The organism is Sorangiineae bacterium MSr11954, from assembly GCA_037157815.1.
Lineage (GTDB): Bacteria > Myxococcota_A > Polyangia > Polyangiales > Polyangiaceae > Pendulispora > Pendulispora albinea.
The window spans coordinates 6173507-6197129 of sequence record CP089984.1 but is presented as its reverse complement, the minus strand read 5'-3'; the positions used below and the strand labels follow the sequence as shown (position 1 = coordinate 6197129).

16 protein-coding genes are annotated in these 23623 nt (G+C 62.9%); 5 read left to right on the top strand and 11 right to left on the bottom strand.

Translation table 11 applies throughout. The features are described from left to right. The first annotated feature begins 111 nt into the window (after positions 1-111). A complete protein-coding gene (locus LZC94_23785; GenBank protein WXB10896.1) occupies positions 112-1881 on the top strand; it encodes a sigma 54-interacting transcriptional regulator in 1770 nt (589 codons plus the stop codon). Between the two features lie 278 nt (positions 1882-2159). Here the strand turns inward: LZC94_23785 and istB (LZC94_23780) are convergent, their stop codons facing one another. The 3 genes from istB (LZC94_23780) to LZC94_23770 form a co-directional block, all read right to left on the bottom strand. Continuing rightward, positions 2160-2978: an IS21-like element helper ATPase IstB gene (gene istB, locus LZC94_23780; protein ID WXB10895.1), complete on the bottom strand. Its 819-nt coding sequence runs from the start codon at positions 2976-2978 to the stop codon at positions 2160-2162. Further along, complete coding sequence (istA, locus tag LZC94_23775; protein WXB10894.1) at positions 2975-4441, bottom strand: IS21 family transposase; 1467 nt, start codon at positions 4439-4441, stop codon at positions 2975-2977. The genes istB (LZC94_23780) and istA (LZC94_23775) overlap by 4 nt, the downstream gene beginning before the upstream one ends. 647 nt (positions 4442-5088) lie before the next feature. After that, positions 5089-6249, bottom strand: coding sequence for a hypothetical protein (locus LZC94_23770; protein WXB10893.1), 1161 nt, complete (start codon positions 6247-6249; stop codon positions 5089-5091). A gap of 609 nt (positions 6250-6858) precedes the next feature. Between LZC94_23770 and istA (LZC94_23765) the strand changes: the two genes are divergently transcribed. The 3 genes from istA (LZC94_23765) to LZC94_23755 all read left to right on the top strand — a co-directional run bounded on the left by istA (LZC94_23765) (position 6859) and on the right by LZC94_23755 (position 10320). Next, positions 6859-8532 carry an IS21 family transposase gene (gene istA, locus LZC94_23765; GenBank protein WXB10892.1) on the top strand — a complete coding sequence of 558 codons (1674 nt, stop codon included), beginning with the start codon at positions 6859-6861 and terminating at the stop codon, positions 8530-8532. After that, positions 8423-9181 (top strand): IS21-like element helper ATPase IstB, encoded by a 759-nt coding sequence (gene istB, locus LZC94_23760; GenBank protein WXB10891.1) that lies wholly within the window; start codon positions 8423-8425, stop codon positions 9179-9181. Before istA (LZC94_23765) ends, istB (LZC94_23760) begins: the two co-directional genes overlap by 110 nt. Before the next feature lie 317 nt (positions 9182-9498). After that, entirely contained in the window at positions 9499-10320 is an 822-nt protein-coding gene (locus LZC94_23755) for a hypothetical protein (protein ID WXB10890.1), read from the top strand. A 47-nt stretch (positions 10321-10367) separates the two neighbouring features. Here the strand turns inward: LZC94_23755 and LZC94_23750 are convergent, their stop codons facing one another. From LZC94_23750 to typA, 8 genes are all read right to left on the bottom strand, one after another. Further along, entirely contained in the window at positions 10368-11738 is a 1371-nt protein-coding gene (locus LZC94_23750) for an IS66 family transposase (protein ID WXB10889.1), read from the bottom strand. 118 nt (positions 11739-11856) lie between these two features. Beyond that, positions 11857-12255 (bottom strand): IS66 family insertion sequence element accessory protein TnpB, encoded by a 399-nt coding sequence (tnpB, locus tag LZC94_23745; GenBank protein WXB10888.1) that lies wholly within the window; start codon positions 12253-12255, stop codon positions 11857-11859. After that, positions 12249-12578 (bottom strand): hypothetical protein, encoded by a 330-nt coding sequence (locus LZC94_23740; GenBank protein ID WXB10887.1) that lies wholly within the window; start codon positions 12576-12578, stop codon positions 12249-12251. The genes tnpB and LZC94_23740 overlap by 7 nt, the downstream gene beginning before the upstream one ends. A 299-nt stretch (positions 12579-12877) precedes the next feature. Further along, on the bottom strand, positions 12878-15577 hold the full coding sequence (locus LZC94_23735; protein WXB10886.1) for a serine/threonine protein kinase: 2700 nt from the start codon (positions 15575-15577) through the stop codon (positions 12878-12880). Between the two features lie 756 nt (positions 15578-16333). Then, positions 16334-17542, bottom strand: a complete 1209-nt coding sequence (locus tag LZC94_23730) for a cupin domain-containing protein (GenBank protein ID WXB10885.1) — start codon at positions 17540-17542, stop codon at positions 16334-16336. Between the two features lie 122 nt (positions 17543-17664). Further along, complete coding sequence (locus tag LZC94_23725) at positions 17665-17952, bottom strand: hypothetical protein (GenBank protein ID WXB10884.1); 288 nt, start codon at positions 17950-17952, stop codon at positions 17665-17667. Continuing rightward, positions 17949-20927, bottom strand: a complete 2979-nt coding sequence (locus LZC94_23720) for a serine/threonine protein kinase (protein ID WXB10883.1) — start codon at positions 20925-20927, stop codon at positions 17949-17951. Before LZC94_23720 ends, LZC94_23725 begins: the two co-directional genes overlap by 4 nt. Before the next feature lie 644 nt (positions 20928-21571). Next, positions 21572-23443 carry a translational GTPase TypA gene (gene typA, locus LZC94_23715; GenBank protein WXB10882.1) on the bottom strand — a complete coding sequence of 624 codons (1872 nt, stop codon included), beginning with the start codon at positions 23441-23443 and terminating at the stop codon, positions 21572-21574. Here typA and LZC94_23710 point away from each other — a divergent pair. Further along, complete coding sequence (locus tag LZC94_23710; protein WXB10881.1) at positions 23442-23600, top strand: hypothetical protein; 159 nt, start codon at positions 23442-23444, stop codon at positions 23598-23600. The two genes, typA and LZC94_23710, sit on opposite strands and share 2 nt — an antisense overlap. The last annotated feature ends 23 nt before the right edge of the window (positions 23601-23623 follow it).

Here is a 23623-nt window from a genome sequence, read left to right as displayed (position 1 = left end):
CTGGAATGCTGGCGAGGACTTTGCAGCACGGATGTCTTGCCGGCGACGGTTGGAGCCGGGGTGTTGGAGCTACATCTTCGCTATGGATCGAAATGGAGAGGCGAGACTCGCGTGAGAACCTTCCCGTATCGTCTCAGTGTGTCTGCTCCAACGGCTCGATCGCTCGTTCGTCTCGTCGTCACCCAAGGCGTCAATGTCGGAGCCGAGCTTATCGTCGACCACGCCGTGAAGATGGTCGGCCGCGCACGCGGCGCCGATCTGGTCTTGGACGACCGCTCCGTCTCCCGGCATCACTTCCATGTTGCCGCCGCGGGGGAGGGCGTTTGCTTCCAAGTGTGCGACGGCGCTGCACCGCTCGTGCGCGCAGGCCGCGAGGTACGCGACGCGCGCGTCGCCATCGGCGAATCGTTCTTGGTGGGCAACACGATCCTCTTCGTCACCGCCGCAGAACCGCGGACCAATTCCGACCTCCTCGTGCGATCCGAGAGCGCGACCACGGCCGCGCACTCGTTGCTGAGCGGCCCCGCCGCCGACGTCCGCGCGCTCTCCGCCGTCTTTGCGCTCAACGAAGCCTTGATGGAGACGGCCGACCTCGACTCCATCGAAAAGGTCCTCGCCACCTGGGCGAACGCGCACGCGGCGTGCGACACGGTCGAAATCGCCCCCGCCGGAGAGGAGCACGAGACGATGAAGTCCGCCGGACCGGTCGTGGAGAGGATGGCGCCTCATGGTGGCACGCGCTTGCTCGTCGTGGCGCCGGGATCGCCATCGGGGTGGCTTGCCTTCACGACCAAGCGCGATCCCGGCCGAATCACCGACTCCATCCGGCGCCTCGTGTTGCTCGCGGCCGCCCTTTGCGGCTCCCGCCTGGCGCAGCTCTCGGCCATGCTCACCATGAAGCAGGAAAACGAGGCGTTTCGGCAGCAGGCCGTCGGCAGCGCGCGCGCATTTCTGGGGACGTCGGCGGCCGCGAACGAGCTCATTCGCGTGATCCCCCGGCTCGCCACCAGCGACGCGATTGTCCTTTTGACGGGCGAGACGGGGGTGGGCAAGACGTTCGTGGCGCGATTGCTTCACGAGTCGGGGCCCCGCAAGAAGGAGCCGCTCCGGGTCATCAATTGCGCATCGATCCCGGAGAATTTGATCGAGCGCGAGCTCTTCGGCCACGAGCGAGGCGCGTTCACGGGCGCCGTCACGGCGCAGCCGGGCATCTTCGAGTCGGCCGGACGCGGCACCGTGTTGTTGGACGAAATCGGCGAGCTGCCGCTGGCGAGCCAAGCCAAGCTGCTGCGGGTGGTCGAGGAGAAGCGATTCGAACGTCTCGGGTCGAACCGCTCGCTCCCTTTGCGCGCGCGGATCCTCGCGGCGACGAACCGAGACTTGGCGGGAATGGTCTCCGAGGGGACGTTCCGGAGCGACTTGTTCTTTCGATTGTCGGTGATCAAGCGGGTCGTCCCCCCGCTGCGCGAGCGCGGAGAAGACGTGGTGACGCTCGCCCAGCAGCTGCTGCACGATATGGCCGCGAGCAGCGGCCGGCGCGTGGATGGCTTCTCACCCGAAGCACTCGACGTGATCCAGCGCTATCCGTGGCCCGGAAACGTGCGGGAGCTCCGCAATGTCATCGAGCACGCCATGGTCCTGGGCGAAAAGCCGATGCTGGATGCGACCGACTTCCCCCTCGAAATTCGCGCCGTCGCGAAAGTGGCGCTCGCGCCGGTTCAGGACGCGGCGATGCTCGTAGAATTGCCGATGAACGAGGAGCTGCTGCAGGCGAAGAACCGCGAGAGCGCATTACTTCGATGCGCCGGCAACAAGACGCGCGCGGCCGCTCTTTTGGGAATCGATCGGACGACATTCAATAAGCGGCGGAGCGGTAGCTGAGTGCGGGTGGCGGCGGGACGAGCGCGCCGGGATATTTTCCGCAGCGGTCGACGGCCCGGAAAAGGTGCATTTCTCGACCCCGTGAGGATATTTTCCCGGTGGGGCGAAGGAGGAGCGGGGGAATCGCCTCCGTTGGTCGCTGTCCGGCGGCGGGGGATGCGGGGAGGTGGCCGGAATCTTCCGAAAGGACGAATTGCCGGAGCCTGTGTCAACGGCCACCGAAAACTGACCCATCTCGGCCATCAAAAACTGACCCACCCCGCCGCGATGGGGGGCACTCACCGCGTGAGCGCCGGCACCTCCTGGGTCGCTTTGGGTTTGCTCTCGTCAGATCTTGAATCTGTCTTTTTGGTGGCCGCGGCCGGGACACGGTCTCCCGGACCGCGAGTGACGAGGACCTCCGCATGCTGGGCCAGACGGTCCAGGAGTGCGGCCGTCAGCTTGTCGTCGACGAAGACCCGGTTCCATTCACTAAAAGCCAGATTCGATGTGATCACCGTTGCGCACCGTTCGTGCCGGGTGGACAAGACGTCGAAGAGCAGCTCTCCGCCGGCTTTTTCAAACGGTACAAAGCCAAGTTCGTCCACCACCAAGAGTGAAACCCTTCGCAGTCGCTCTTGCAGGCGAGAAAGAGCGCGTGCATCCCGGGCCTCGGTCAGTGCCCGGACCAAGTCGGAGGCGCGGTAAAAGAGCACGTGGTGGCCGCGCTTGATGGCCTCGATGGCGAGCGCGATGGCCAAGTGCGTTTTTCCGGTGCCCACGGGGCCCAAGATCACGATGTTGCGCGCCGTCGGAATCCAGGCACCACGAGCCAAGTCTTCGACGCGGGCGCGTTCGAGACCGTGTGGCCTCCGCCAATCGAATTGCGACATCGTTTTGTGCACGGGCAGACGAGCCGCTCGCATGCGGCGCCCAATCGCGTGCTCGGCGCGGACTGCGAGCTCGGCGTCGAGCAACGCCCGCAAGTACTGCAACGGTGACCAGCCTTCGGCCAGCGATTGACGTCCCAGCGTTTCGCACTCTCGTGCGACGGTCGGCAGCTTGAGTACGCGCGTATGGGCGCGTACGGCGGCCAAGAGCACGTTGTCGGTGCTCATGCCGATGCCCTCTCGAGAAGCACGTCGTAGCGCGATAGGTCGGGCGTCTCGACCGCGTATTCCGATAATGCCAGCGGGACAGCGGCGAGGGTTTCGGTGCGCCTTGTGCGTTGCAGAAAGGGCACCAGCGTACCGCACGCAAGGGCGGTGATGATGGCTCGCTTGACCCGACCGACTCCCTCGCGGTCAGCGCGCTCCAACCACGGAGCCAGTCTTCGTGCAGCTTCGATCAGGTCGGGCGAATACCGATTGCAAAGCGTCTCCCAGAGCTCGGGCCATGGTGAGCCGAATTGTGCCACCAACTCGTGAGCGACCTGGCGCAGAGCTTGTGGCTTGCGCGATAGTGGCAGTAACAAATGCCGATAGTCGATACTTCGGCCACCGAAGGCCACGCGAGGATGGCAGATGGTCTCGTCGCCTTTGGCGAAGGTGACGGTGTCGATGCCTAGGAATAGGTCGACCATCTGACCGCACCACCGACTGGGCACCGAGTAGTGAGCGCCCGCGACGAGGTAGCTGGCGTGGTGGCGAAGCTGCACGGTGCGCACCTGGCGGCCGTCAAAAGGCGCTGGGAGAGGCCGCAGCGCGCTGCGCTCGCGGGCCCAGGCCTCGACGTACATCGGATTGCGCGAATGCTGAGCATCGAGGCGTGCTTGCAAAGCCGTGGTCATGGCGGCAAGTGATTCACCGCGCGGAATGGGCACCAAATGCTGGCGACGTACGTGTCCTCCGCGGCGCTCGACTCCTCCCTTGTCGTGGCCTTCGCCGGGGCGGCAAAAACGTGGCTCGAAGGCGTAGTGGGCGCAAAGCGCGGCAAATCGGGGCCGAAGCAGCCGTGGCGCCCCAACGAGGATCTTGGCCACGGCAGCGCTCAAGTTGTCATAGGCCACGGCGGCCACCACCCCCGCGAAGTAGGTAAACGCCGCAACGTGAGCCGCTAAGAACCAAGTGGCGTCTTGTTGCGCGCAGAGCATGGCGAAGTCGCGCCCTGAGTGCATCAAGCGCATCACGAACATCCACGCCTTCTGGCGAATCCCCGAGGGCTCGACCCACACCTCGAAAAAATCCACCTGTGCGAGCTCGCCCGGCGTGTACACCAGGGGAACAGTCACCTCACGCTCACCGCTCCGGAATTCGGCCACCAATCGCCGCACGGTGCGCTCGCTCGCCGTGTGCCCGTTTTCACGCAATAGCTCCCACAGCCGCTTGGCCGTCAGCCGCTGTTTGCCCGCCGTAAAGGATCGGCGCGCTCGCCAGATAGCCGCGGCCGCCGTGGCCACCTCGTCGCGCACCGGGCTTGGTCGGACCTGTTTTTCTGGCCTTGGAACCGGAATCTTGTTGGCCCTCACGTATCGCCGAATCGTGTTTCGCGACAATCCGAGCTCCCGCGCCACTTCTCGAATCGGAACCCCTTCGCTCGCCACCTTGTGTCGAATCACTGCCACCACGTCCATCGGCACCATCCCCGGACGACGACTCCATCGCCCGCTCGCCTGTCCACCCCTTTCAGGGGTGGGTCAATTTTCCCTGGCCGAAACTGCTCCCCCCCGCGCTTCGCTCCGCCGGGTGGGTCAATTTCTGGTGGCCGTCGTGGGTCAATTTAACGTGGCCGCGTACAGCCTGGTCCGTGTCTTGCGTTTAGGTGCGGGCGAGCGTCTCCCAAAACCACTTAGGCTTTCTTACCTCCGGGGGGACGCTCTATTTCCTATTCGGATGGTTCGACGTATCCCGTTCACCACGCGACTGAAGAAAGGGACACCATAATCCGTGTTCACATGCTCGACTGGAGAGCCGGCTCGAGCTCAACGAGTGACAAGAGAAGGGTAAACCCTGCGCGCTCGTTGAATCATAGACACCTTCGCACGCATGAATCGGTCGGTTGCTCTCGGAAGATCGTCCTTTCCGACCCACCCTGGCCTCCGCACGAGCCTTCCGATTGGAGCCGTCCGTTTCATGTTGGTGAGGGCTGTCCAGAAAACGCTGGCGGTATGTTTTGATTGATACTTGATACATCTCTGCCGGTCCGGCATGGCGTGCAGAGGATACGCGCGCGGTACGATTCGCCCTCGACGACGAAGTCCGAGCTGACGGTCCACCTTTCGTTTCCTGGCTATCGCCTGAGACGAAGTGCGGTGTCGGTGCTACCTCGACACCCGAGCCGGAGCGCCGATTCCGTCGCATCACGGGCCGTGCGACTGCCCGGCTCGTGGCCCCACCGCTGAAGGACATAGGCGTAATGTTCACAGGCTTCACGCGGGCGAGCTCTCCGTGCGAGCGCGTCGCCGTAGAGGGCGTGTGCGCGGAAGACGTAGAGCCCTCGAACATACGAACAGGATTTCGTAGCGCGGCGGAGCAACTCCAGCGACTTGTCGAGCTGGCCGGCATAAAGATACATTCGACCCAATTCGCTATCGACGTAACGATTGCGGAATGCCGCCTCGAGAAACGGCCGGGTAGCTGGCTGCGCTGCTACCGCGACACGCGCGTCTTCCGCATCCTTGACATTCTGCACGTAGGAATCGAACCAGCGCACGTTGGGGGCGGCCCACCAGCCGTTCCGTGCCCGGAGTTCCAGCTCGTCCTGCGCTCGGCGTTGGCGAAACGCGCTGCGCCCGATTTGATCCGTCAGGTAAAGCGCTCGTGTTCGTTCGGCGGGCATATCCCAGGTTTCTTCAGGGAGCCAAGCTTGCGACGCTTCGACAAAGCTCGTTGCCGCGCGACGGGCCGCTTCCGTGCGACCCAGCTCCAGGTCCAGATCGATTCGGCAGGTGAATGGCATCGCTCGTTCGTGGGCGTCCGCGGAATGTGCGATGGCGTGGTCCCACGCGTCGAGCGATTCATAGGCTTGTTCGAATCGACCATCGAGCACAGCGAGGTCGAACTCATCGCGCCGATGTTCGGCTTCGCGCTGCGGCTCGGGAAGGCGCGCCCAGCGCTCCTCCAGAATGGCGCGTACGGCGCTCGTCTGCTGACTGCGGCCAAACTCGGCTCTCGCAAGCCAGTGGTACCCTTGGGGTGCGGAGCTGTCGATGGCGATGAGCTGCTTCGCAGCGAGGGCCGCGTCTTCGCACGCACCTTCGTTGCTTTCGATTCCCGCGAGCCAAAGGAGGCAATCGATGCCGCCCCGCGGCGCGGTGGCCGCGCACTCCTGGAAGGATTTGCGCGCACCAGCGACATCTTCCAGCAGATCGGCGGCCCGTCCGCGGTACCAATGGGCGAGAGCGCCTTCGATGTGCTGTACGGTTGCAAGCAGCGTCGTCGGATCCTGCACGCGGATTTCATTGGCTCCGCGAACGATCCATCCGATCTCGTCTTGCGGAAATTCGGTGGTGAGAGCTCGGAGGTGACGGGTGGCCGATTCGTGGTCCGGCGGCTCCTGCATCAGCGGTGCGAGCGCATCGAGAAGTGCGCTTTGGGTGAGAGACAATCGGTTCCGGAGCGCTCGCGCCTCTGAAAAATGGGTTCGTACATCGGGCTCGAGCCACTCGGATGCCGCCACGAAGTAGAGATGCGCCGGAGCGAGGCCGGGGTCGAGTTGGGCCGCTTCGGCGAACTTTTTGCGAGCAGCGCCACTCGATGCGTTCTTCCAAAGTTGGAGGCCCGCGTTGAACAGGGTTTGCGCTTCGGTGCTCGCCGCGTGCTCGGATATCGGGGGCGGATTGATGTTTGCGTGCGTATTCCGACGTGACTCGGGGATCGATTCCAACGACACCCGGGGCCTCATTCCAACGTGACCCGGGGGCCGATTCCTGGGCACCCGGGGACGCATTCCAACGACACCCGGGGGCCGATTCCTAGGCACCCGGGGACGCATTCCAAAGGGGGCGGTCCCCCCCGCAGCGGCGAGCAGGGTCACAGCTTCATCGCGTAGACAGGCGCGATGTCGGAGCGAGTGTCCATGCGGAAGGTCCGAGAAGTTCTCAGATTGAAGTTCGAGTGCGGGCGCAGCCACGCCGAGATCGCGGCGTCGGTGGCAATCGGTGAGACGACCGTCGGCGATTACCTGGCGCGCGCACGTGCCGCGGGGCTCGCGTGGGCGGAGGCCCGGTTGCTGAGCGACGCCGAGGTGGAGGGGCGGTTGTTCCACGATGGTGGCCGTAACGAGCCGCCGTCGCGCGTGCCGATCGATTTCGCGTGGGTGCATCGAGAGCTGTCGCGTCCGGCGGTCACGTTGCAAACGTTGTGGGTCGAGTACCGCGATGGGGCGATGGGTCAGGCACCGCTCAAAGCCTACGAATACAGCCGCTTTTGCGCCTTGTATGCCCAGTGGAAGAAGAAGCTGAGCGTCGTCATGCGCCAGGTGCATCGTGCCGGCGAAAAGATGTTCATCGATTACTCAGGGAGAAAGCCACACGTCGTCCATCCATCGACCGGAGAGGTTTACGAAGTCGAGCTGTTCGTCGCGGTGCTCGGCGCGAGCAACTATACGTACGCCGAGGCGACGCGCACGCAGAAGGTCGCCGACTTCGTCGGCTCGACGATCCGCGCCTTCGAGTACTTCGGCTGCGTCCCCGAGGTCGTCGTGCCCGATCAACTTCGCAGCGCCGTTTCGGGGCCGGATCGGTACGAGCCGGACATCAACCCGACCTACCTCGAGATGGCGCAGCACTACGGCGTAACGGTGATTCCGGCGCGGCCGAGAAAGCCGAGGGACAAAGCGAAGGTCGAGGGAGGCGTTTTGATCGCGCAGCGGTGGATCCTCGCGGCGCTCCGGAATCGGACTTTCTTCTCACCCGGTGAGCTCAATGTGGCGGTCCGCGAGCTGCTCGAGCAGCTCAACAAGCGCCCGTTTCAAAAGCTCGAAGGATGCCGGCACTCGGCCTTCGAGACGATCGACAAGCCCGCCATGCGCCCTCTGCCCGCTCACCGCTACCAGATCGCGAAGTGGCGAAAGGTGAAGGTCAATATTGATTACTGCGTCGACTACGAGCACCGACTGTACAGCGTGCCGTACACGATGGTGGGGGCCGAGGTGGAGATTCGTGCAACCGCGACGAGTGTCGAGATCCTGCACCAGAGCGAGCGCGTGGCGTCCCACGTGCGCAGTTATGGTCCGAAGGGCACGGCGGTGATCTGCGACGAACACCGGCCACGCGAGCACCGCGACTATGGCAAGTGGCCGCCCGAGCGCGTGGTCGCGTGGGCCGAGAGCATTGGCGATCAGGTCGGTGAATTCGCGCGTCGGGCTCTCGGGCAGCGTACGCACCCAGAGACCGGATACCGTACCTGCCTCGGGGTGATTCGGCTCGCCGACCGATACGGCAAGGCTCGCGTGAATGCGGCGTGTGCTCGTGCGCTGAGCATCGGCAGCCCCACGTGCAAGAGCGTGACGGCGATTCTCAAAAATGGCCTCGACCGCGCGCCGCGGGTCGAGCCCCCAACTCGAGCGCCCATCGCGCACGAGCACATTCGCGGCGCAAGCTACTTCGATACGGAGGATGAACGTGATCCTGGAAGAAACGATTCAGAAGCTCGTCGAGATGAAGCTGCACGTGATGGCACAGACGGTGCGCGAGATGCACGCGTCTCCCCCGACGGAACCCCTCTCCACTGACGAGGTGATCGGGATGATGATCGACCGCGAATGGGTGGCACGGGAAAACAAGCGACTCGAACGTTTGCTCAAAGACGCCCGAATACCCAATGGCGTGAGCCTCGAAGAGCTATCGTGCGAAGCAGGCCGCGGTGTCGACCGCTCCTTCGCGCGTACGCTCGGGGCTTGCCACTGGGTCCGAGCGAAACAGAACGTGATCGTGGTCGGAGCAACGGGAGGCGGAAAGAGCTTTCTCGGTGCAGCCCTCGCCCAAGCGGCGTGCCGGCAAGGCTTTCGGGCGCTCTGCATTCGCACGTCGCGCCTGCTGGAGCAGCTCGCCGTCGCGCGTGCCGCGGGCACCTACGCCCAGGCGCTCGCGCGCATCGCGAAGATGTCGGTCCTCGTGCTCGACGATTTTCTGTTGTCGCCGATGACGGAGATCGAGCGGCGCGATCTGCTCGAAGTGCTGGAGGATCGGTACGACCAATCGTCGACGGTGATCACGTCGCAACTTCCGACGAAAACTTGGCATCAAGCCATCGGCGAAGCGACAATGGCGGACGCCATCTGCGACCGCCTCGTGCACAACGCCCACGTGGTGACCCTTCGGGGCGGCTCGATGCGGAAGAAGAAGGCGATTGCCCCCGAGGTGACCGAAACGAAAACCTGACCACGCTCGTCGCTACGCTCCGGGCCCCGCGTCATGTCGGATTGAGCCCCCGCGTCGGCTTGGAACAGCTCCCCGGGTCCTTCGGAATATGCATTTGCGTACGGAACGCGGCTCTGCGTCGCGCTGTTCGCGCGAATCAGGATGGTGAGAGCTGCTGCGGCGACGACCGCGAGCATCATCGCGACCGCACGGCGGATCCACGCGGGCCGCGGCGGCTTGGGCAGCTTCGGCTCCAGGGTCGCGGGCGCTCTCGCGTCTGGCGGAATCGTTGTCATGTCTTCGGGATCCGTGGATGGCCGGACAATCGAAGACGATAGGTGCTGCAGCTTCGAGGGCGTGATGCCAAATGCCGACTCGCAAGCAAGGGAAAGCGCGCCAGCCATGGATCCTGCGTCGGGCCACCGGTGCGCCTTATCGAAGGCGAGAGCACGATCGATCACATCGCCGATCGGCCGCGGAACGTGTGGCGCCGCAGCTTCGAGGGCGAGTGGCGTTCGCGTCGCGGCGAGGACGAGCGTCTCGTTCGGAGACTCGGCCTGGTGAACGTAGCGACCGGAGAGAAGTGTGAAGAGCGTGGCGCCGACAGCCCAGATGTCGGTCTGTCCGTCGATATCGGCTGTTCGCCCAAGGGCCTGTTCGGGGGCCATGAACGCGGGTGTTCCCATGGTGCGACCGGAACGTGTGACCGACGCACCCTCGTTGATGTCGAAGAAGCGTGCAATGCCGAAATCGAGGACGCGAACCTCTCCTTCGCGGGTGACGAAAAGATTGTCGGGCTTGATATCGCGATGGACGATCCTGGCGGCGTGCGCCGCTTGCAGGACATCGAGCAGCGCGTGTGCGATGACGATGACCTCCTCGAGTGGCAGCTTCATCCCCGTTCGCGCCGCGCGCGCGCGCAACGTTTCGCCCAAGAGCAATGGCATGACGAGGAAGGTCGCGCCGTCTTCGGCGACGTCATCGTCGGTGACGGGAACGACGCCCGGGTGGCGAATGGTGTTCGCGAGCAGCGCCTCGCGCCGAAAGAGGCGCTCGACGACGGGGTCGGCGGAGAGCCGCTCGTGGAGGATCTTGATGGCGACGGGGTGGCCGTTGCGGTGGGTGCCGGCGTAAACGGCAGACATGCCGCCGATGCGTAACCGTACGGCGAACGGCCTGAACGGGGTTCCGTTCGATCCGCGATGGTCTAAGCGTCGAAAAACGTCGAGGGTGATGCGATCGCGTGTGGTTTCCAGCGATCGGGCAGGAGGTTCGAGAGATTGTCGTCGGCGGTCTTGTCGATGCGTTCGAGGACGTCCGCGATGTACTCAACGGGATTGATGGCAACGCGTGTGCACGAAACGACCAGTGAGTAGAGCAGTGCGAGCTCCTTACCGGCGTCCTCGCTGTGGACAAATAGAAAATTTTTCCGGCCAAGAGCGATGAGCCTAAGGGCATTTTCTGCCAAGTTATTGTCCAGGCGGATGCGCGGATCGCGGAGAAAACGGCCGAGCGGGCGCAGGTTGCGCCATACATAGTGCGCGGCACGACCGAGCAACGTCTTCGGTCCGTGTGCACGACGAAGTTCGCGAGAAAGCAGAAGTAATCGGACAAATAGAGGCCGTGCATAGGTGCGCCGCAGCGCGAGATGCTCGGCCGTGCCAAGAAACGCGCGATGCTCTGCCTCGTGCTCGACACCGTACATTCCGGCGATGAGGTCGAGTGCTTCCTTCGCTTCGGGCACCTCCCCGGTCTCGAAAAATTTCCGACGAACGTGAGCGAGACAGCCACATCGCTGACGGAGTCCTCGCTTCTCGAGCGGGTCATATCCACGATAGTCGTCGCACAGAAATGCGCCAGGCGAATCACCGAGGACCTCGAGTGGAGCATCGCCACCACGCGTGAGCTCAAAGCGATATCCCGTGAGACGCTTGCCAACAAAGGACCAGATAAACGCCTTCGAGGTTTGCTTCGTCAGCGTAAACGACGTCTCGTCGACATGGACGAGGAAGTCCTTCTTGATGACGTCGAAGAGCGGGGCTCGGAGGGGCTCGAGCTTTTGCGCCGCACGCCGGAACAAGTCATTCATCGTGCTTCGTGCGATGGGCATACCGAGCCGCGCGAACGACTGCTCGAGACGATAAAGCGGCGTGACGACAAGGCACTTCGAGACGACGAGGTGCGCAACGAAGCTCGAATCGTACCGCGTCTTGTCCGACCAACGCTCCGGCGGCGGCGCGGTAATGACGCATCCACCGCATCGACACGCGACGACCTCGCGCGTGTGCACAACACGTCGGAAGTAGCCCGGGACGTACGAGTAAACCTCGGATGGCTTGCCGGTGCCGACGCTGCGAAAATTCGTGCCGCCGCAAAGATGACACTTCTTCAGCGTCTCGGGCACGGGCTCCGTCTTCTCTTCTGTGACGATGTGTTCCGCGCGAAGCAAAGCCTGCTCCGTGCGGCGCTCGGCGATCTCCGCTAGCGTCCTCGGTGGCCGCGCGATCTTGGGCATCTTGCCCATCTTCTCGGTACGCCTGGCGAAGGCGCGTTTGAGCACCTCGAGCTCGGCCTGCATGATATCCATTCGAGCTTGCGCCCGCGCACCCTCCTGTTCGAGGTACTGCGCGTACTCGCGCCAAGCGCAGGAACCGTGTTCGTCGTTGTCGGGAGGAGGGACCAATAAACAGCTTTGATCATGCACTCCGCCGAATGTCGATCCCCTTTTTCGCTTCGGCGGTCGTCTTCGCGGGTTTCCACATCGGTGTGCGTCGAACGAGACGAAGATCGACACCATCGAGCAGCATGGTGAGCGACGTCGCGTCGAGGTCGATGCGTGAGGCCCCTTCAGGGATCCGCGGGAGCGTGAAGCGCCCAGATTCGAGCCTTTTGTAATAGACAACGAAGCCGCCCGCGCTGAAGAAGAGGATCTTCACGCGATCCATGCGGCGACCAAGAAACACGAAGAGGGTGCCACTGTACGGGTCGGCCTTCCACAAAGACTGCACGAGCGTCACGAGGCCATCGTGTCCGCGCCGAAGGTCGACGGGCGCACTCGCGAGGACGATCTCGATGCCGGGCCCGAGACTCAACACGCGCGCGCCGCGGCGGCCACCAGCGCCGCAAGATGCTCGGCCGTAATCGCTCCACGCATCGTGATGCGTGCCGGTCCGGCTTCGACGACAAGCTCGATATCGCGCTCCACCGTCGCAGGTCGTGTCACGACGACGGGCAGCAGGCGCGTGGGGCCTGCCGTGCGCGCGCGCCGCTCAAGCTCGGATCGCCACCAGATCAACGTCCGCTCCCTGACGCTATGTCGGCGGGCGATCCCCGCCGCATCGCCGCTTTGCGCCAGCTCCTTGACCCGCTCAGCCCACCAGTTCGCATCATGTCTCGCCATGCGCGCAATGAACATCAAACGCGACCGCCCCGCACGGCGTCTTTGCCCGTACGGTTACGCCGATGCCGATCAATCGGCGGATGCGGTATCGGCCACAGAGCGATGTGCCGATACGCCGCAACGCGGCGTGCGCGTTGGATTCGTCGAGCCGGGCCGTCATGCTTACCGGAAAATGCCAGGGCTCTGCGGGGAGTCAAGAGGTCCGCGCTCGCCGATGTCGAGCCGCCGGCAGCGCGATACCGTCGATCGCGGGAACCTTCGATTCGACTTGAACGAAGCGTCTCCACGTTTGACGATTCAAGCCGCGAGAACGAGGATTACTTTCGTGGGAAAGCTTCGACGGAGCCGGAGCAACCGAGACGAATTGCGGATTCACGTACCTTGCGCGCCGTATTGCTCCGAGGCTCTCGGCCCCATCGCTGGAGCACGTACGCATATTCGTCGCACGCCTCGCGCGGGCGATTCACTTTTGCGAGAGCATCGCCATAGAGGGCGTGCGCGTAGACACTCCACCTCGAGCTTGTATACAGGCAAGATCTCACGCCCCGTCGAAGCTCTTGCAACGCTTTCTCGATCTGGTCGGCATAGAGATAGGTTCGACCGAGGGCTTGGTCCATATTGACCTCGCGGAATTCGGCATCGTGTACGGGATGAATGGGCGGTTGGCGGGCCACAGCAAGCTTCGCATCGTCCGTGGTGACGACGTATTCCACGTAGGTCACGTACCACAGCACGCCAGGGGATGCGAGAATGCCGCCTCGTGCGATAAGCCCTGTTTCATCGTGTGCACGTCGGCGCAACATCTCGTCACGGTCAATTTGTCCGGTTCGATAGAGTGCGACCGTACTTTCAACTGCCTGATCGTACAGCTCGGACCTTACCCAGGTCTGGGATGCCTCGATAAATGTGCGAGCGCCTCGCTTCGCCTCCTCTGTCCGTCCCAACTCGAGGTCGAGCTCGAATCGATCGATGAACGCCTTTGCACGATGGTGTGCGTTGACGGACTTCACCAAGGCCTTGTCCCGAGCATCGAGTGCCGCGTAGGCGCGATCGAATTCGCCGTCGAGGACGGACAGGTAGAATTCGTCGCGGTGATGTTCGAGCTCCCGGGAAGGCTCGGGAACACGCGCCCATTTCTCGTCGAGAATTGCTCGTACGGTGCTCGTACGATGGCTGCGGCCGAACTCCGCGCGCGCGAGATGCGTATAACCGTCGGGCGAGTCATGGTCGATGGCGATGAGCCGCCTCGCTGCAAGCGCCGAATCTTCGCAAGCACCCTCGTTCGCCTCGAGCTTGGCACGTGAGACGAGACAGTTTACTCCACCTTGCGGTGCGGCCGCCACGCACGCGTCGAGTGACTTACGCGCAGCAGTCAGATCATCCTGCTGAAGCTCCGCACGCGCACGGAGCCATAGTGCGATTGCGCCCGGAATGTGGTCCGCAATCGAAAGAAGCTGCGGCGCCTCTCGGGTGCGGATGGCATGCCCGCCTCGAACCATCCATACGACGTCATCGGAAGGGTATTGCTCGGTGACTGTCTCTAGATGGCGCGCTGTCAATGCGAAATTGGGGGGTTCTTCGAACGAAGGTGCGAGTGCATGCAGTAGCGCAACCTGCGCTGGCGAGAGGCGCCCTCGGAGCGATTGGGACTCGGAGAAATGGGTGCGCGTTTCGGGATCGAGCCGCTCCGATGCGGCCGCAAAGAACAAGTGTGCCGTCGCGAGACCCGGGTCGCGCTGCGCTGCTTCCGCAAATTTCTTCCGCGCCGCTTTGGTGGACGCATCTCTCCAATGCTGGAGTCCTGCCTTGAGCAAGGCCTGTGCTTCGGCGTTGGGAGACGATTCGAGCGGTGGAGTGTTGCCGTCAGTTGCGACGCTTTCGGTCGTGAATTTCCCACGCTCGCGGAAGCCTGCGACGATGCCCACGGCGAAGGCGAGAGCAAGAGCCACGGCGAAGGTGCCTTTGAGCGAGCCGGACGTCGATGCGCGCGGCGGTTGCCCATGCGAAATCGTTCCTTCTATGACGCGCTCGTGGCGTTTGGTAGCATCCGTAGTCGTGTCGTGATAACTCGCCGATGGCGATAGAGCCGGCGTGGAGAGGATCCGAAGTTCGGACGGCGCCTTACGGAGCGTTGATGCGCACGCCGAGCAAAGCGCTTCGTTCATCGCTCCGGGATCGAGCCATCGTTCGGCCTTACCGAAGGATAAAGCGCGATCGATCACCTCGCAGATCGCGCTCGGAACGAGAGGCGCCACCTCGGAGAGCCGCGTCGGGGGTCGCGTGGCTGCGAGAACGATCATCTCGCTCGCAGATTCGGCGGGGTGGACGTACCGCCCGGCAAGGAGCGTGAACATGGTGGCACCGACCGCCCAGATATCCGTTCGTCCGTCGATGTCGCGCACTCGCCCGAGAGCTTGTTCGGGAGCCATGAACGGAGGCGTTCCGAGGGCGCGGCCCGAACCCGTGATCGACGTGGTTTCGCTGGTTTCGAAGAAGCGGGCAATGCCGAAATCGAGGACCCGAACTTGTCCGTCGTCAGTGATGAAAATGTTGTCGGGTTTGATATCACGGTGGACGATTTTGGCCGTGTGCGCCGCTTGTAAGACATCGAGCAGCGCGCGGGCAATGACAATCACGCTTTCGAGCGGCAGCCGCATTCCATTGCGGGCCGCACGTGCTCGCACGGTTTCACCCGAGAGAAGCGGCATGACCAGGAAGGTGGATCCGTCTTCGGCGACGTCGTCGTCGGTGATGGGAACGACACTGGGGTGCCGGATGGCGTTCGCGAGAAGCGCCTCACGCCGAAAGATGCGCTCCACCTCAGGGTCTACGGAGAGCCGCTCGTGGAGGATCTTGATGGCGACGGGGTGGCCGTTTCGGTGGGTGCCGGCGTAAACGGCAGACATGCCGCCGATGCCGATCAATCGGCGGATGCGGTATCGGCCGCAGAGGGTGGTCCCGATTCGTCGTAGGGCAGCGTGGGTGTTGGACTCGTCGCGCCCTTCCTGCATGCCCATGGCGAGGATGCCAGGACGCACCCGGCTGTCAAGCGACGACGGGGGTCCGAGCGACTCTTCCCGGGTCGCGAACAACGTACCCGCTGCGTGACGAGCCGTTCTTCCGAAGGTGAGCCGCCAGGTCCGGCCTGCGTCAGAGAGCAGGGCAAACGTGCGGGAAGGGCATCCGAGCACCCGCCCGTAGAACGGTGGACATCTTGCCCAGCGAAATTCCCGGGGGAGCGCGGTGCATCGGTGAAGAGGTCTCTTACCGATTGGCATTCCGCAAGTCCGGGTATACACGATTGCGTGCGGTCCGGAAAATCGCGATAAGCCGCTTCACGGCAGGTGCGGAATCTTCGCAGCGGATCGCAAGGACATCGAGTGACGGGGCCGCCGCCCGGATGGCCAATAATCGCGAGCAGATCTTCGCGTCGAAAGAAACGTGCAATGATGGGAGCGGCGGAGCGCGGTCGTGAAGGCCCTCGATGGCGACAGGGTGGCCGTTGCGGTGGGTGGCGGCGTAAACAGGGCCATACCATCGGCGCCTATCAAGTGGCGAATGCGATACCGGCCGCAGAGCGACGTGCCGATATGTCATGAGGCGGTATGCGTACTGTACTCATCGAGCCGTTCGCGCATGCGCGTTGGATAAAATGCCCGTGCGTGCCGGAGTGTCGAGTGAGGTGGGCAGTCGGCTCATCCTCGAAATGCGCGACGTTCGACGAATTCGGTGTCCGCCCATCCCCAATACCTAGTTGGCATGAGGCCCGATCCTCAGTCGGGCGCGCGAAGCCCCTCCTGCCGCCGGACGAGGTGGGTCTTCTCAAGCAAATGTAGAAGAGCTTTCGCCTCATCGTCGCTCAAGCTTGGAGCCGCTCGTAGCAGATCAGCAAACGTGAATGTCGCTCCGGTAGCCAGCGCATCCACCCATCGGCATGCCGAAACGTAATCGACACTCATTTCCAGGTGCGCAGTTTTTTTCTCTCGGAACCCATATGTCGATATTACGACGCGTGTCGTATCCGTCTGAGGGTTTATTGTGTCGACGCCGAACGATACGAGAGCGCTTCGCGTAAAACGCGAGGATGCCTCGATGGCATGCTCTCTCGCGGTCGGGCGAATAATATCCAGGGCATCCAATCTCGATGCAGCGTCCACTAGCGATTTGCATGCCGTCGACGCGAGCTCTAGGGCATGCGGATCTCCCGCGCTCAGACTGTACGCGGGTTGGCGCCACCATTCGTCGCGAGCGAGCTCATTCTTCAGTGCGGCGATAAGGACGTCCAGCCTCGTCGGCGACGCCAGTTGAATGTGTAGGGATACTGAATCTTGATCCGAAAATGTTTCGTGCCAATAACCCCGCGGCACATATAGTATCGACCCCTGCTCTAAATCGTATGACGTCGCATTACAAGGTATTTCTCGGGGCGGAAGTCCTTGTGCGTAACGCCGCACCTCGGGAGGTACGCGATCCAGAGTTGCCCAAGCTTCCAGTGGCATTGGCGCAAAGGTGTTGGGCGCAATCTTCCACGTTTTTCTACCTTTCAGTTGAATCATAATAAGATCGGCACGGTCGAAGTGCGCACGTGTCGTTGCTCCGGGGCGATTGCAGAAGACGGCGCATTCCGCGGTCTCTCTTGGGATCCCTAGCGTATCTGCAACTTCACGCTCGTGTGCTGCAAACTGAGGGATTCGTCGAAAATATAGAGTAGTGCCGGCGTCATAGAATCGTTTTCCGCTCGTGGATGGGATAGGCGCTGCGGTATGTGCGCCATCCAGCTTTTGAAACCATGCATATACTTTCGCTCCTCGAAGCGAGAGCAGATCATCGACGGTACCGATCGCGAGCGTCCTTGAAAGTCGATTGGCTATCTCGAGCCGTGGGCCGACGAAATACGGCTGCTGTCCAAGTATCTCGCGTTGGAATCGTTCGAGCCCGAGAGGGGCGAACCAGTCGGCGAGCCCAATAAGCGGTACAGTCATGGTGTTCTCTCCGGAAAAATCGAAGGTGTCTGCTCAGGATCGCGCGCTACCGCGTCAAGATAATGTCAAGAATGCGAACTAGAGGGTGAGAGTGTTCAATGTGATATTCACATTAATGTGACTCATTCTTTCGAACCATCATCGCCATCATCATTATCGTCATCGTCTACAGCCTCGTCTTCACCACCCGGTCCCCCATCTTCACTTCCAGCCGAAACAATGCCTTTCGGAAAGCCTGGAATGGTATCTTGCGTCTCGACGAATAGTAAGTTGAGTACCTTCGTCCCTCCCGAAGAAAGACCGGGCTTCATGGCCGCGGAGGGGGCCGAGTCGACGATGCTACCGATGACACCGAACGCGGACTCGTTCAGGGCAACGGCACCCGTGAGCACATTTGACTCAATTTTCACTTGCTGACTCCTTTTACTACATTTGGATATGAACCCCCCGTCACACCGGGGCAACCGTTACGAACCGCAGACTCGCGCGCTGCGCGAGCCGTAAGGCTTCGAGGATCCCGCCAACGCTCGAGGGTGTATGCGTAGTGCTCGCATGCATCTCGAGGGCGACCGCTTGCCGCGAGAGCATCGGCGTATAAAGCATGCGCACGAACTCCATGGATAGCTTTCCAGTACACGCAAGACTTGACGGCGCGCCCCAATGACTGAAGGGCTTTGTCGACTTGGTCGACATCAAGATACATTCGTCCGAGTTGCGCATCCGCCGCGAGATCGAAAAACTCAGCGTCCGTGATAGCGCCTTTTGGCTGATGTTCGATAGCGAAGCGGGAATCTTCTGTATCTTTGATAATTTGAACATATGCGTCCCACCAGCGTACACCAGGCGCAGCGTAATACCCACCACGTGCGAGCAACCCCTCTTCATCGTGTGCTCGTCGCCGACGAAACTCGTTGCGGTCAATGATGCCAGTGAGGTAAAGCGCGCGGGTTCTCTCGGTCGGCATGTCCCAGGTGTCATAGGGTAGCCACGTCTGGGAGGCTTCGATGAAGTCACGTGCAGCTTGTTGTGCAGGTTCGTTTTGACCCAGTTCGAGAGCGAGATCAATTCGACTTATAAACGGAACTACACGGTCATAAGCATTGACGGAGCTGATCGCCGCCTTCTCCCATGCAGCGAGCGCGGCGTATGCACGATCGAATTGACCATCGAGTACGGCTAAATCGAACTCATCGCGTTGATGCTCGATCTCACGTTTGGCTTCTGGAAGCCTGGCCCACCGACCCTCGAGTATTGCTCGTACCGCGCTCGTCCGATGGCTGCGTCCGTACTCGGCGCGTGCAAGAAATCGGTACCCATCGGGTGCCGTATGATCGATTGAAATCATTCGGCGTGCAGCTAAGGCAGACTCTTCGCATGAACCTTCGTTTGCCTCCAATCTCGCAAGCCAAACGAGGCAGTCCATCCCTCCTTGGGATGACGCAGATATGCAAGATTGGAGGGATCTGCGGCCGGCTGCTACGTCGCCTTTGAGGATTTCGGCACGACCGCGAAACCAGAATGCGAGTGCGCCGTCAATATGATGCACGATCGAAAGGAGCCGCTCTGGATCTTTCGTGCGCAGATCGTGGGCTCCTCGCACCGTCCAGCTGATCGCGTCGTTCGGAAACTTGTTGGTCAACGCTTCGAGGCGTCGGGTCGTCTCGGTATGATCGGGAGGCTCTTGCATCATCGGTTCGAGCGCGTCGAACAGCGCTGCTTGAGAGGGGGACAAGCGGCTGCGAAGTGCTCGAGCTTCTGTAAAGTGCGGTCGCACGTCCGGATCCAGCCACTCCGATGTCGCAACGAAGTACAAATGAGCTACGGCAAGGCCGGGATCGATGCGTGCCGCTTCAGCGAACTTGTTGCGAGCCGCTCCTGTCGACGCGTCTCGCCATAGTTGAATTCCGGCGTCCAGCGAAGCTTGTGCATCCGAATTTTTCGACGCTCCTGCAATCGATGCCGTCGTCCCCATTCCATCACCAAGCGCGCCCCCGCACCGTCGCATCGCGCCCGCCCCCGTGATCCCCGCGAGCGCTACGACCGCAACCCAAGTTACCGCTCGGGAGAACCAACTCCTTCGCCGCGCGATCGGAGTATCCGTCTCTAGCCCGGGCACGTCCGGCAACATCGCTTCCGGTTGCGTTGATACGAGATCGTCGCGTACTGGAGACCGGGGCTCCTCGTCGGACCCTGAGATGTGCGTATCATCCGGCCCGCGCGTGGCGCCGCCGCCGCTCGCGTGGCGCCGCCCTGAACCTACCTCGTCCCCACGCCGCTCGGAGCCTCCCATCGGAGAATCGTAGTCGACGGGGGTGGGGGCCACCGTATCGTCGTGAACAGCGGCCGCGGTCCGTGGGGTTTTGCGCGCGGGGCCGGAGCGCAAGTCGGGTTCCTGGGCATCGCCGTTGCCGCCGTTTGCTGCGGCGCGTTCGGCGGCCTTGGCTGCGAATTCGGCCACGATTTCGTCGCGGACGCGCGCGGCGGTGACGTCGCTTCGCTCCTCGAGCGCCTGTTCGAGGGCGGCGAGCAACGCTTCGCGCATGGCGCCGGCGCTGGACCATCGCTCCGCCGGTTCGAATTGGAGCGCCTTGTCGATGACGTGCACCAGCGCGGGGTGCAGATCGGGGACGAGGGTGGCGATGGATCGGGCGCGTTGCGTGGCTGCAGCGGCCAGCTGAGCGCCGCTGTGCTCCGCGAGGTGCACCGTCTCTCCCGACAGGAGGGAGAACATGGTGGCGCCGACCGCCCACAAGTCGCTTTGGGGGCCGATGGCGTAGCGGTTCCCCAGCGCCTGCTCCGGGGGCATGAAGGCGGGGGTGCCGATGAAGCGGCCCGTCATCGTCAGGGTGGACTCGGTGCCCGTGCGGCGGGCGATGCCGAAGTCCAACACGCGAACCTGAGCGGCGGTGTTGACGAACAGGTTCTCGGGCTTGATATCGCGGTGTACGACGCCTTTGGCGTGTGCTGTCGCGAGGACATCGAGTGCGTCGGCGATCAGGACGCCGGCTTCGGCGAAGGGGAGGTGCTTGTCGGCGCGTTCCCATCGCGCGCGTAAGGTTTCGCCCTCGACCAGGGGCATGATGAGAAAAACGCACCCGTCGTCGTCTTCGTCGTCGTCGAGCACGGGGACGGCGCCGGGGTGCCCGATGCGGTTGGCGACGTACGCTTCCCGGCTGAAAAGATGATACATATCGGTATCATCCAGCAGGTGATCGAGAAGGAACTTGATCGCGACCCGGTGGCCGTTTCGATGGGTCGCCGCGTAGACGGCTGCGGTCCCGCCGATGCCGATCAGGCGATCAATTCGGTACTTCCCTTGAACAGTCGTCCCTACGCGAGCCAGCGCGCGTTCGGACACGGATTGGCGCGTAAACGGCGCGGGCATTGGTACCTTTCCCCACTAACCCTTCGGTCAGCTTGCATGATGGGGTGCTGCATTTTCTTCTGTCAAGATCTAGATAGTCATCAGCGTTGAAATATTCCTGTCGGGACGTACCGAGAAGGGGCGCGGAGTTTCGTCAGCGTAGTACCCGCGGGGTTGAGCTCTCAATGTGAAATTTTGGCGACTGGCGCGTGCGTTCGCCGCCTTCGACACGCGCCAAAAGGTCCGAGCGTCCGCGTTGCAAAGGCGTCCGTTTTGCCGCACGTTGCGTGGTGCAAGCCGCAAGTTGCGTCGCGTTGCGTGCCGCACGTTGCGTGGTGCACGTGGTGTTGCGTGCCGCACGTTGCAAGTTGCGTCGTGTTGCGTGCAACAAGTTGCGAGCCGCACGTCGCAAGTTGCATCGCGTTGCGCAGCGTGCGCGCGGGTGCACGTCGCAAGTTGCATCGCGTTGCGCAGCGTGTGCGTGGGAGCACGTCGCAACCGACACTTCGTCCGGCGGAATGGGGCGCGCCAGATGGCGGTGTGGGAACAATGCGGCGCATTGCGGAGAGATCGCTCCGTGCGCTCAAAACACGAATCTCCGGGCCCCAGGGACCTTTGCCCCTCGGCGACCCGGAGATCGCTACTGCTCGTGCTGTGAAGGCGAACTACGCCCGATCCTGCGACTGCGCGTCTTCAATCGCGTCTTCACGCCGCGGGCGCAGATTCACCTTGAGGATCTGCTTGCGCACGCGCACCGCCTCGGGGGTGACCTCGACCAGCTCGTCGGCGTCGATCCACTCCATCGCCGTTTCGATGGTGAGGACGCGCGGCGGGGCGAGCAGGACGTTCTCGTCCTTGCCGTGGTTGCGCACGTTCGAGAGCTTCTTCTCTTTGATCGCGTTGACGTCGGTGTCGTTCGGGCGATTGTGCTCGCCGATGATCATGCCCTCGTAGACGTCGATGCCGGTGGAGACGAAGAAGGTGCCGCGCGGCTGCAGGTGGAAGAGCGCGTACGGCGTGGAGATGCCCGCGCGATCCGCGACGATCGCGCCGGATTTGCGCTTCATCATGGCGCCGCCCCAGGGCTCCCAGCCGTCGAACACGGTGTTCAACAGCCCGGTGCCGCGCGTCGCGGTCAGAAATTCACCGCGGAATCCGATGAGGCCGCGGCTCGGGATGCGGTACTCCAGCCGCGCGCGCCCGTAGCCGTGGTTGGCCATCTTCACCATGCGGCCCCGGCGCTCGCCCAGGCGCTCGGTGACGACGCCGATGAAGCTGTCCGGCACGTCGATGACCACGAGCTCCATCGGCTCGCAGATCTGGCCGTCGATTTCTTGGGTCACGACCTCGGGGTTGCCGAGCTGCATCTCGTAGCCCTCGCGGCGCATGGTCTCGACCAGGATCGCCAATTGGAGCTCGCCGCGGCCGAGGAGCATGAACGTGTCGGGCGACTCCGTCTCCTCCAAACGAATCGCCAGGTTGCGGCGGGTTTCGCGCACCAGGCGCTCGCGCAGATGGCGGCTCGTCAAGAACTTCGACGCCTTGCACTTGCCGGCAAAGGGCGAGGTGTTGACGCCGATGCGCATTTTGATCGTCGGCTGCTCGACCAGGATACGCGGCAAGGCGCGCGCCTCGAAGCCGGGCGAGACGTCCACGATGGTGTCGCCCACGAACACGTCTTCCAGGCCGGCGATGGCCACCAGCTCGCCGGCGCCCGCGTCGGGCGAGGCCACGCGCTTCAAGCCTTCGAAGGTGGAGAGCACCTTGATGCTCCCTTTGCTGACCGCGCCGCCCTCTTTCAAAACGGCAATCGGCTGGTTCGCTTTGACCGTGCCCGAGACCACGCGCCCGATGGCCAAGCGGCCCGTGTACTCGTCGTGATCCAGGTTGTTCACCAGGATTTGCAGCGGCGCGTCGGGATCGCCCGGTGCGGGCGGCACCGTCTTCAAAATGAGCGAGAAGAGCGGCGAGAGATCCGTCGACGTATCGTCCAAGGCGCGCTTGGCGATGCCCTGACGGCCGATGGCGTAGACCACGGGGAAGTCGAGCTGCGCGTCGGTGGCGTCGAGATCGCAGAACAAGTCGAAGACTTCGCTCAGCACCTCGTTGGGGCGCGCGTCGGAGCGGTCGATCTTGTTGATGACGACGATGATGGGGAAGCCGAGCGAGAGGCACTTGCGCAGGACGAAGCGGGTCTGCGGAAGCGGGCCCTCGGCCGCGTCGACCAGCAAAATGGCGGCGTCGGCCATGAGCAGGGTGCGCTCGACTTCGCCGCCGAAGTCGGCGTGGCCCGGGGTGTCGACGACGTTGATCTTCGTCGCGACGGTGTCGCCCGGCTCTTTCCAGCGCACGCTGGTGTTCTTGGCCAGAATGGTGATGCCGCGTTCGCGCTCCAGGTCGTTGTTGTCCATGACCCGGTCCACGACGGCTTCGTTCTCCCGGAACGTGCCGGCTTGGCGGAGCATGTGGTCGACGAGGGTCGTCTTACCGTGGTCGACGTGAGCAACGATGGCGATATTTCGAAGCGATTGTGCCATGAATGTGTCGGAAAATGCGCTGGATTGCGCGACGCGTAGCGGCAGTGAGGGCGCGCATCTTTACGCCTCCGCCGTGCGCTGGGCAAGCGGGGTGATGCGCGTTGCTTTCGAAGTGAGTCTTTTCGACGCGCTCGAGGTCGCTATTTGCCCGGTGTAGCTGCGACTTTGCCGATGTAGCCA

Bases quoted from the DNA above. Each gene is read 5' to 3' on its own strand.
- LZC94_23735 (WXB10886.1), bottom strand. From the start codon at position 15,577: ATGGGCATGCAGGAAGGGCGCGACGAGTCCAACACCCACGCTGCCCTA.
- typA (WXB10882.1), bottom strand. From the start codon at position 23,443: ATGGCACAATCGCTTCGAAATATCGCCATCGTTGCTCACGTCGACCAC.
- istB (WXB10895.1), bottom strand. From the start codon at position 2,978: ATGAGCACCGACAACGTGCTCTTGGCCGCCGTACGCGCCCATACGCGC.
- LZC94_23750 (WXB10889.1), bottom strand. From the start codon at position 11,738: ATGCAGGCCGAGCTCGAGGTGCTCAAACGCGCCTTCGCCAGGCGTACC.
- LZC94_23710 (WXB10881.1), top strand. From the start codon at position 23,442: ATGAATGTGTCGGAAAATGCGCTGGATTGCGCGACGCGTAGCGGCAGT.
- istA (WXB10894.1), bottom strand. From the start codon at position 4,441: ATGGTGCCGATGGACGTGGTGGCAGTGATTCGACACAAGGTGGCGAGC.
- LZC94_23720 (WXB10883.1), bottom strand. From the start codon at position 20,927: ATGCCCGCGCCGTTTACGCGCCAATCCGTGTCCGAACGCGCGCTGGCT.
- LZC94_23730 (WXB10885.1), bottom strand. From the start codon at position 17,542: ATGACTGTACCGCTTATTGGGCTCGCCGACTGGTTCGCCCCTCTCGGG.
- istA (WXB10892.1), top strand. From the start codon at position 6,859: ATGTCGGAGCGAGTGTCCATGCGGAAGGTCCGAGAAGTTCTCAGATTG.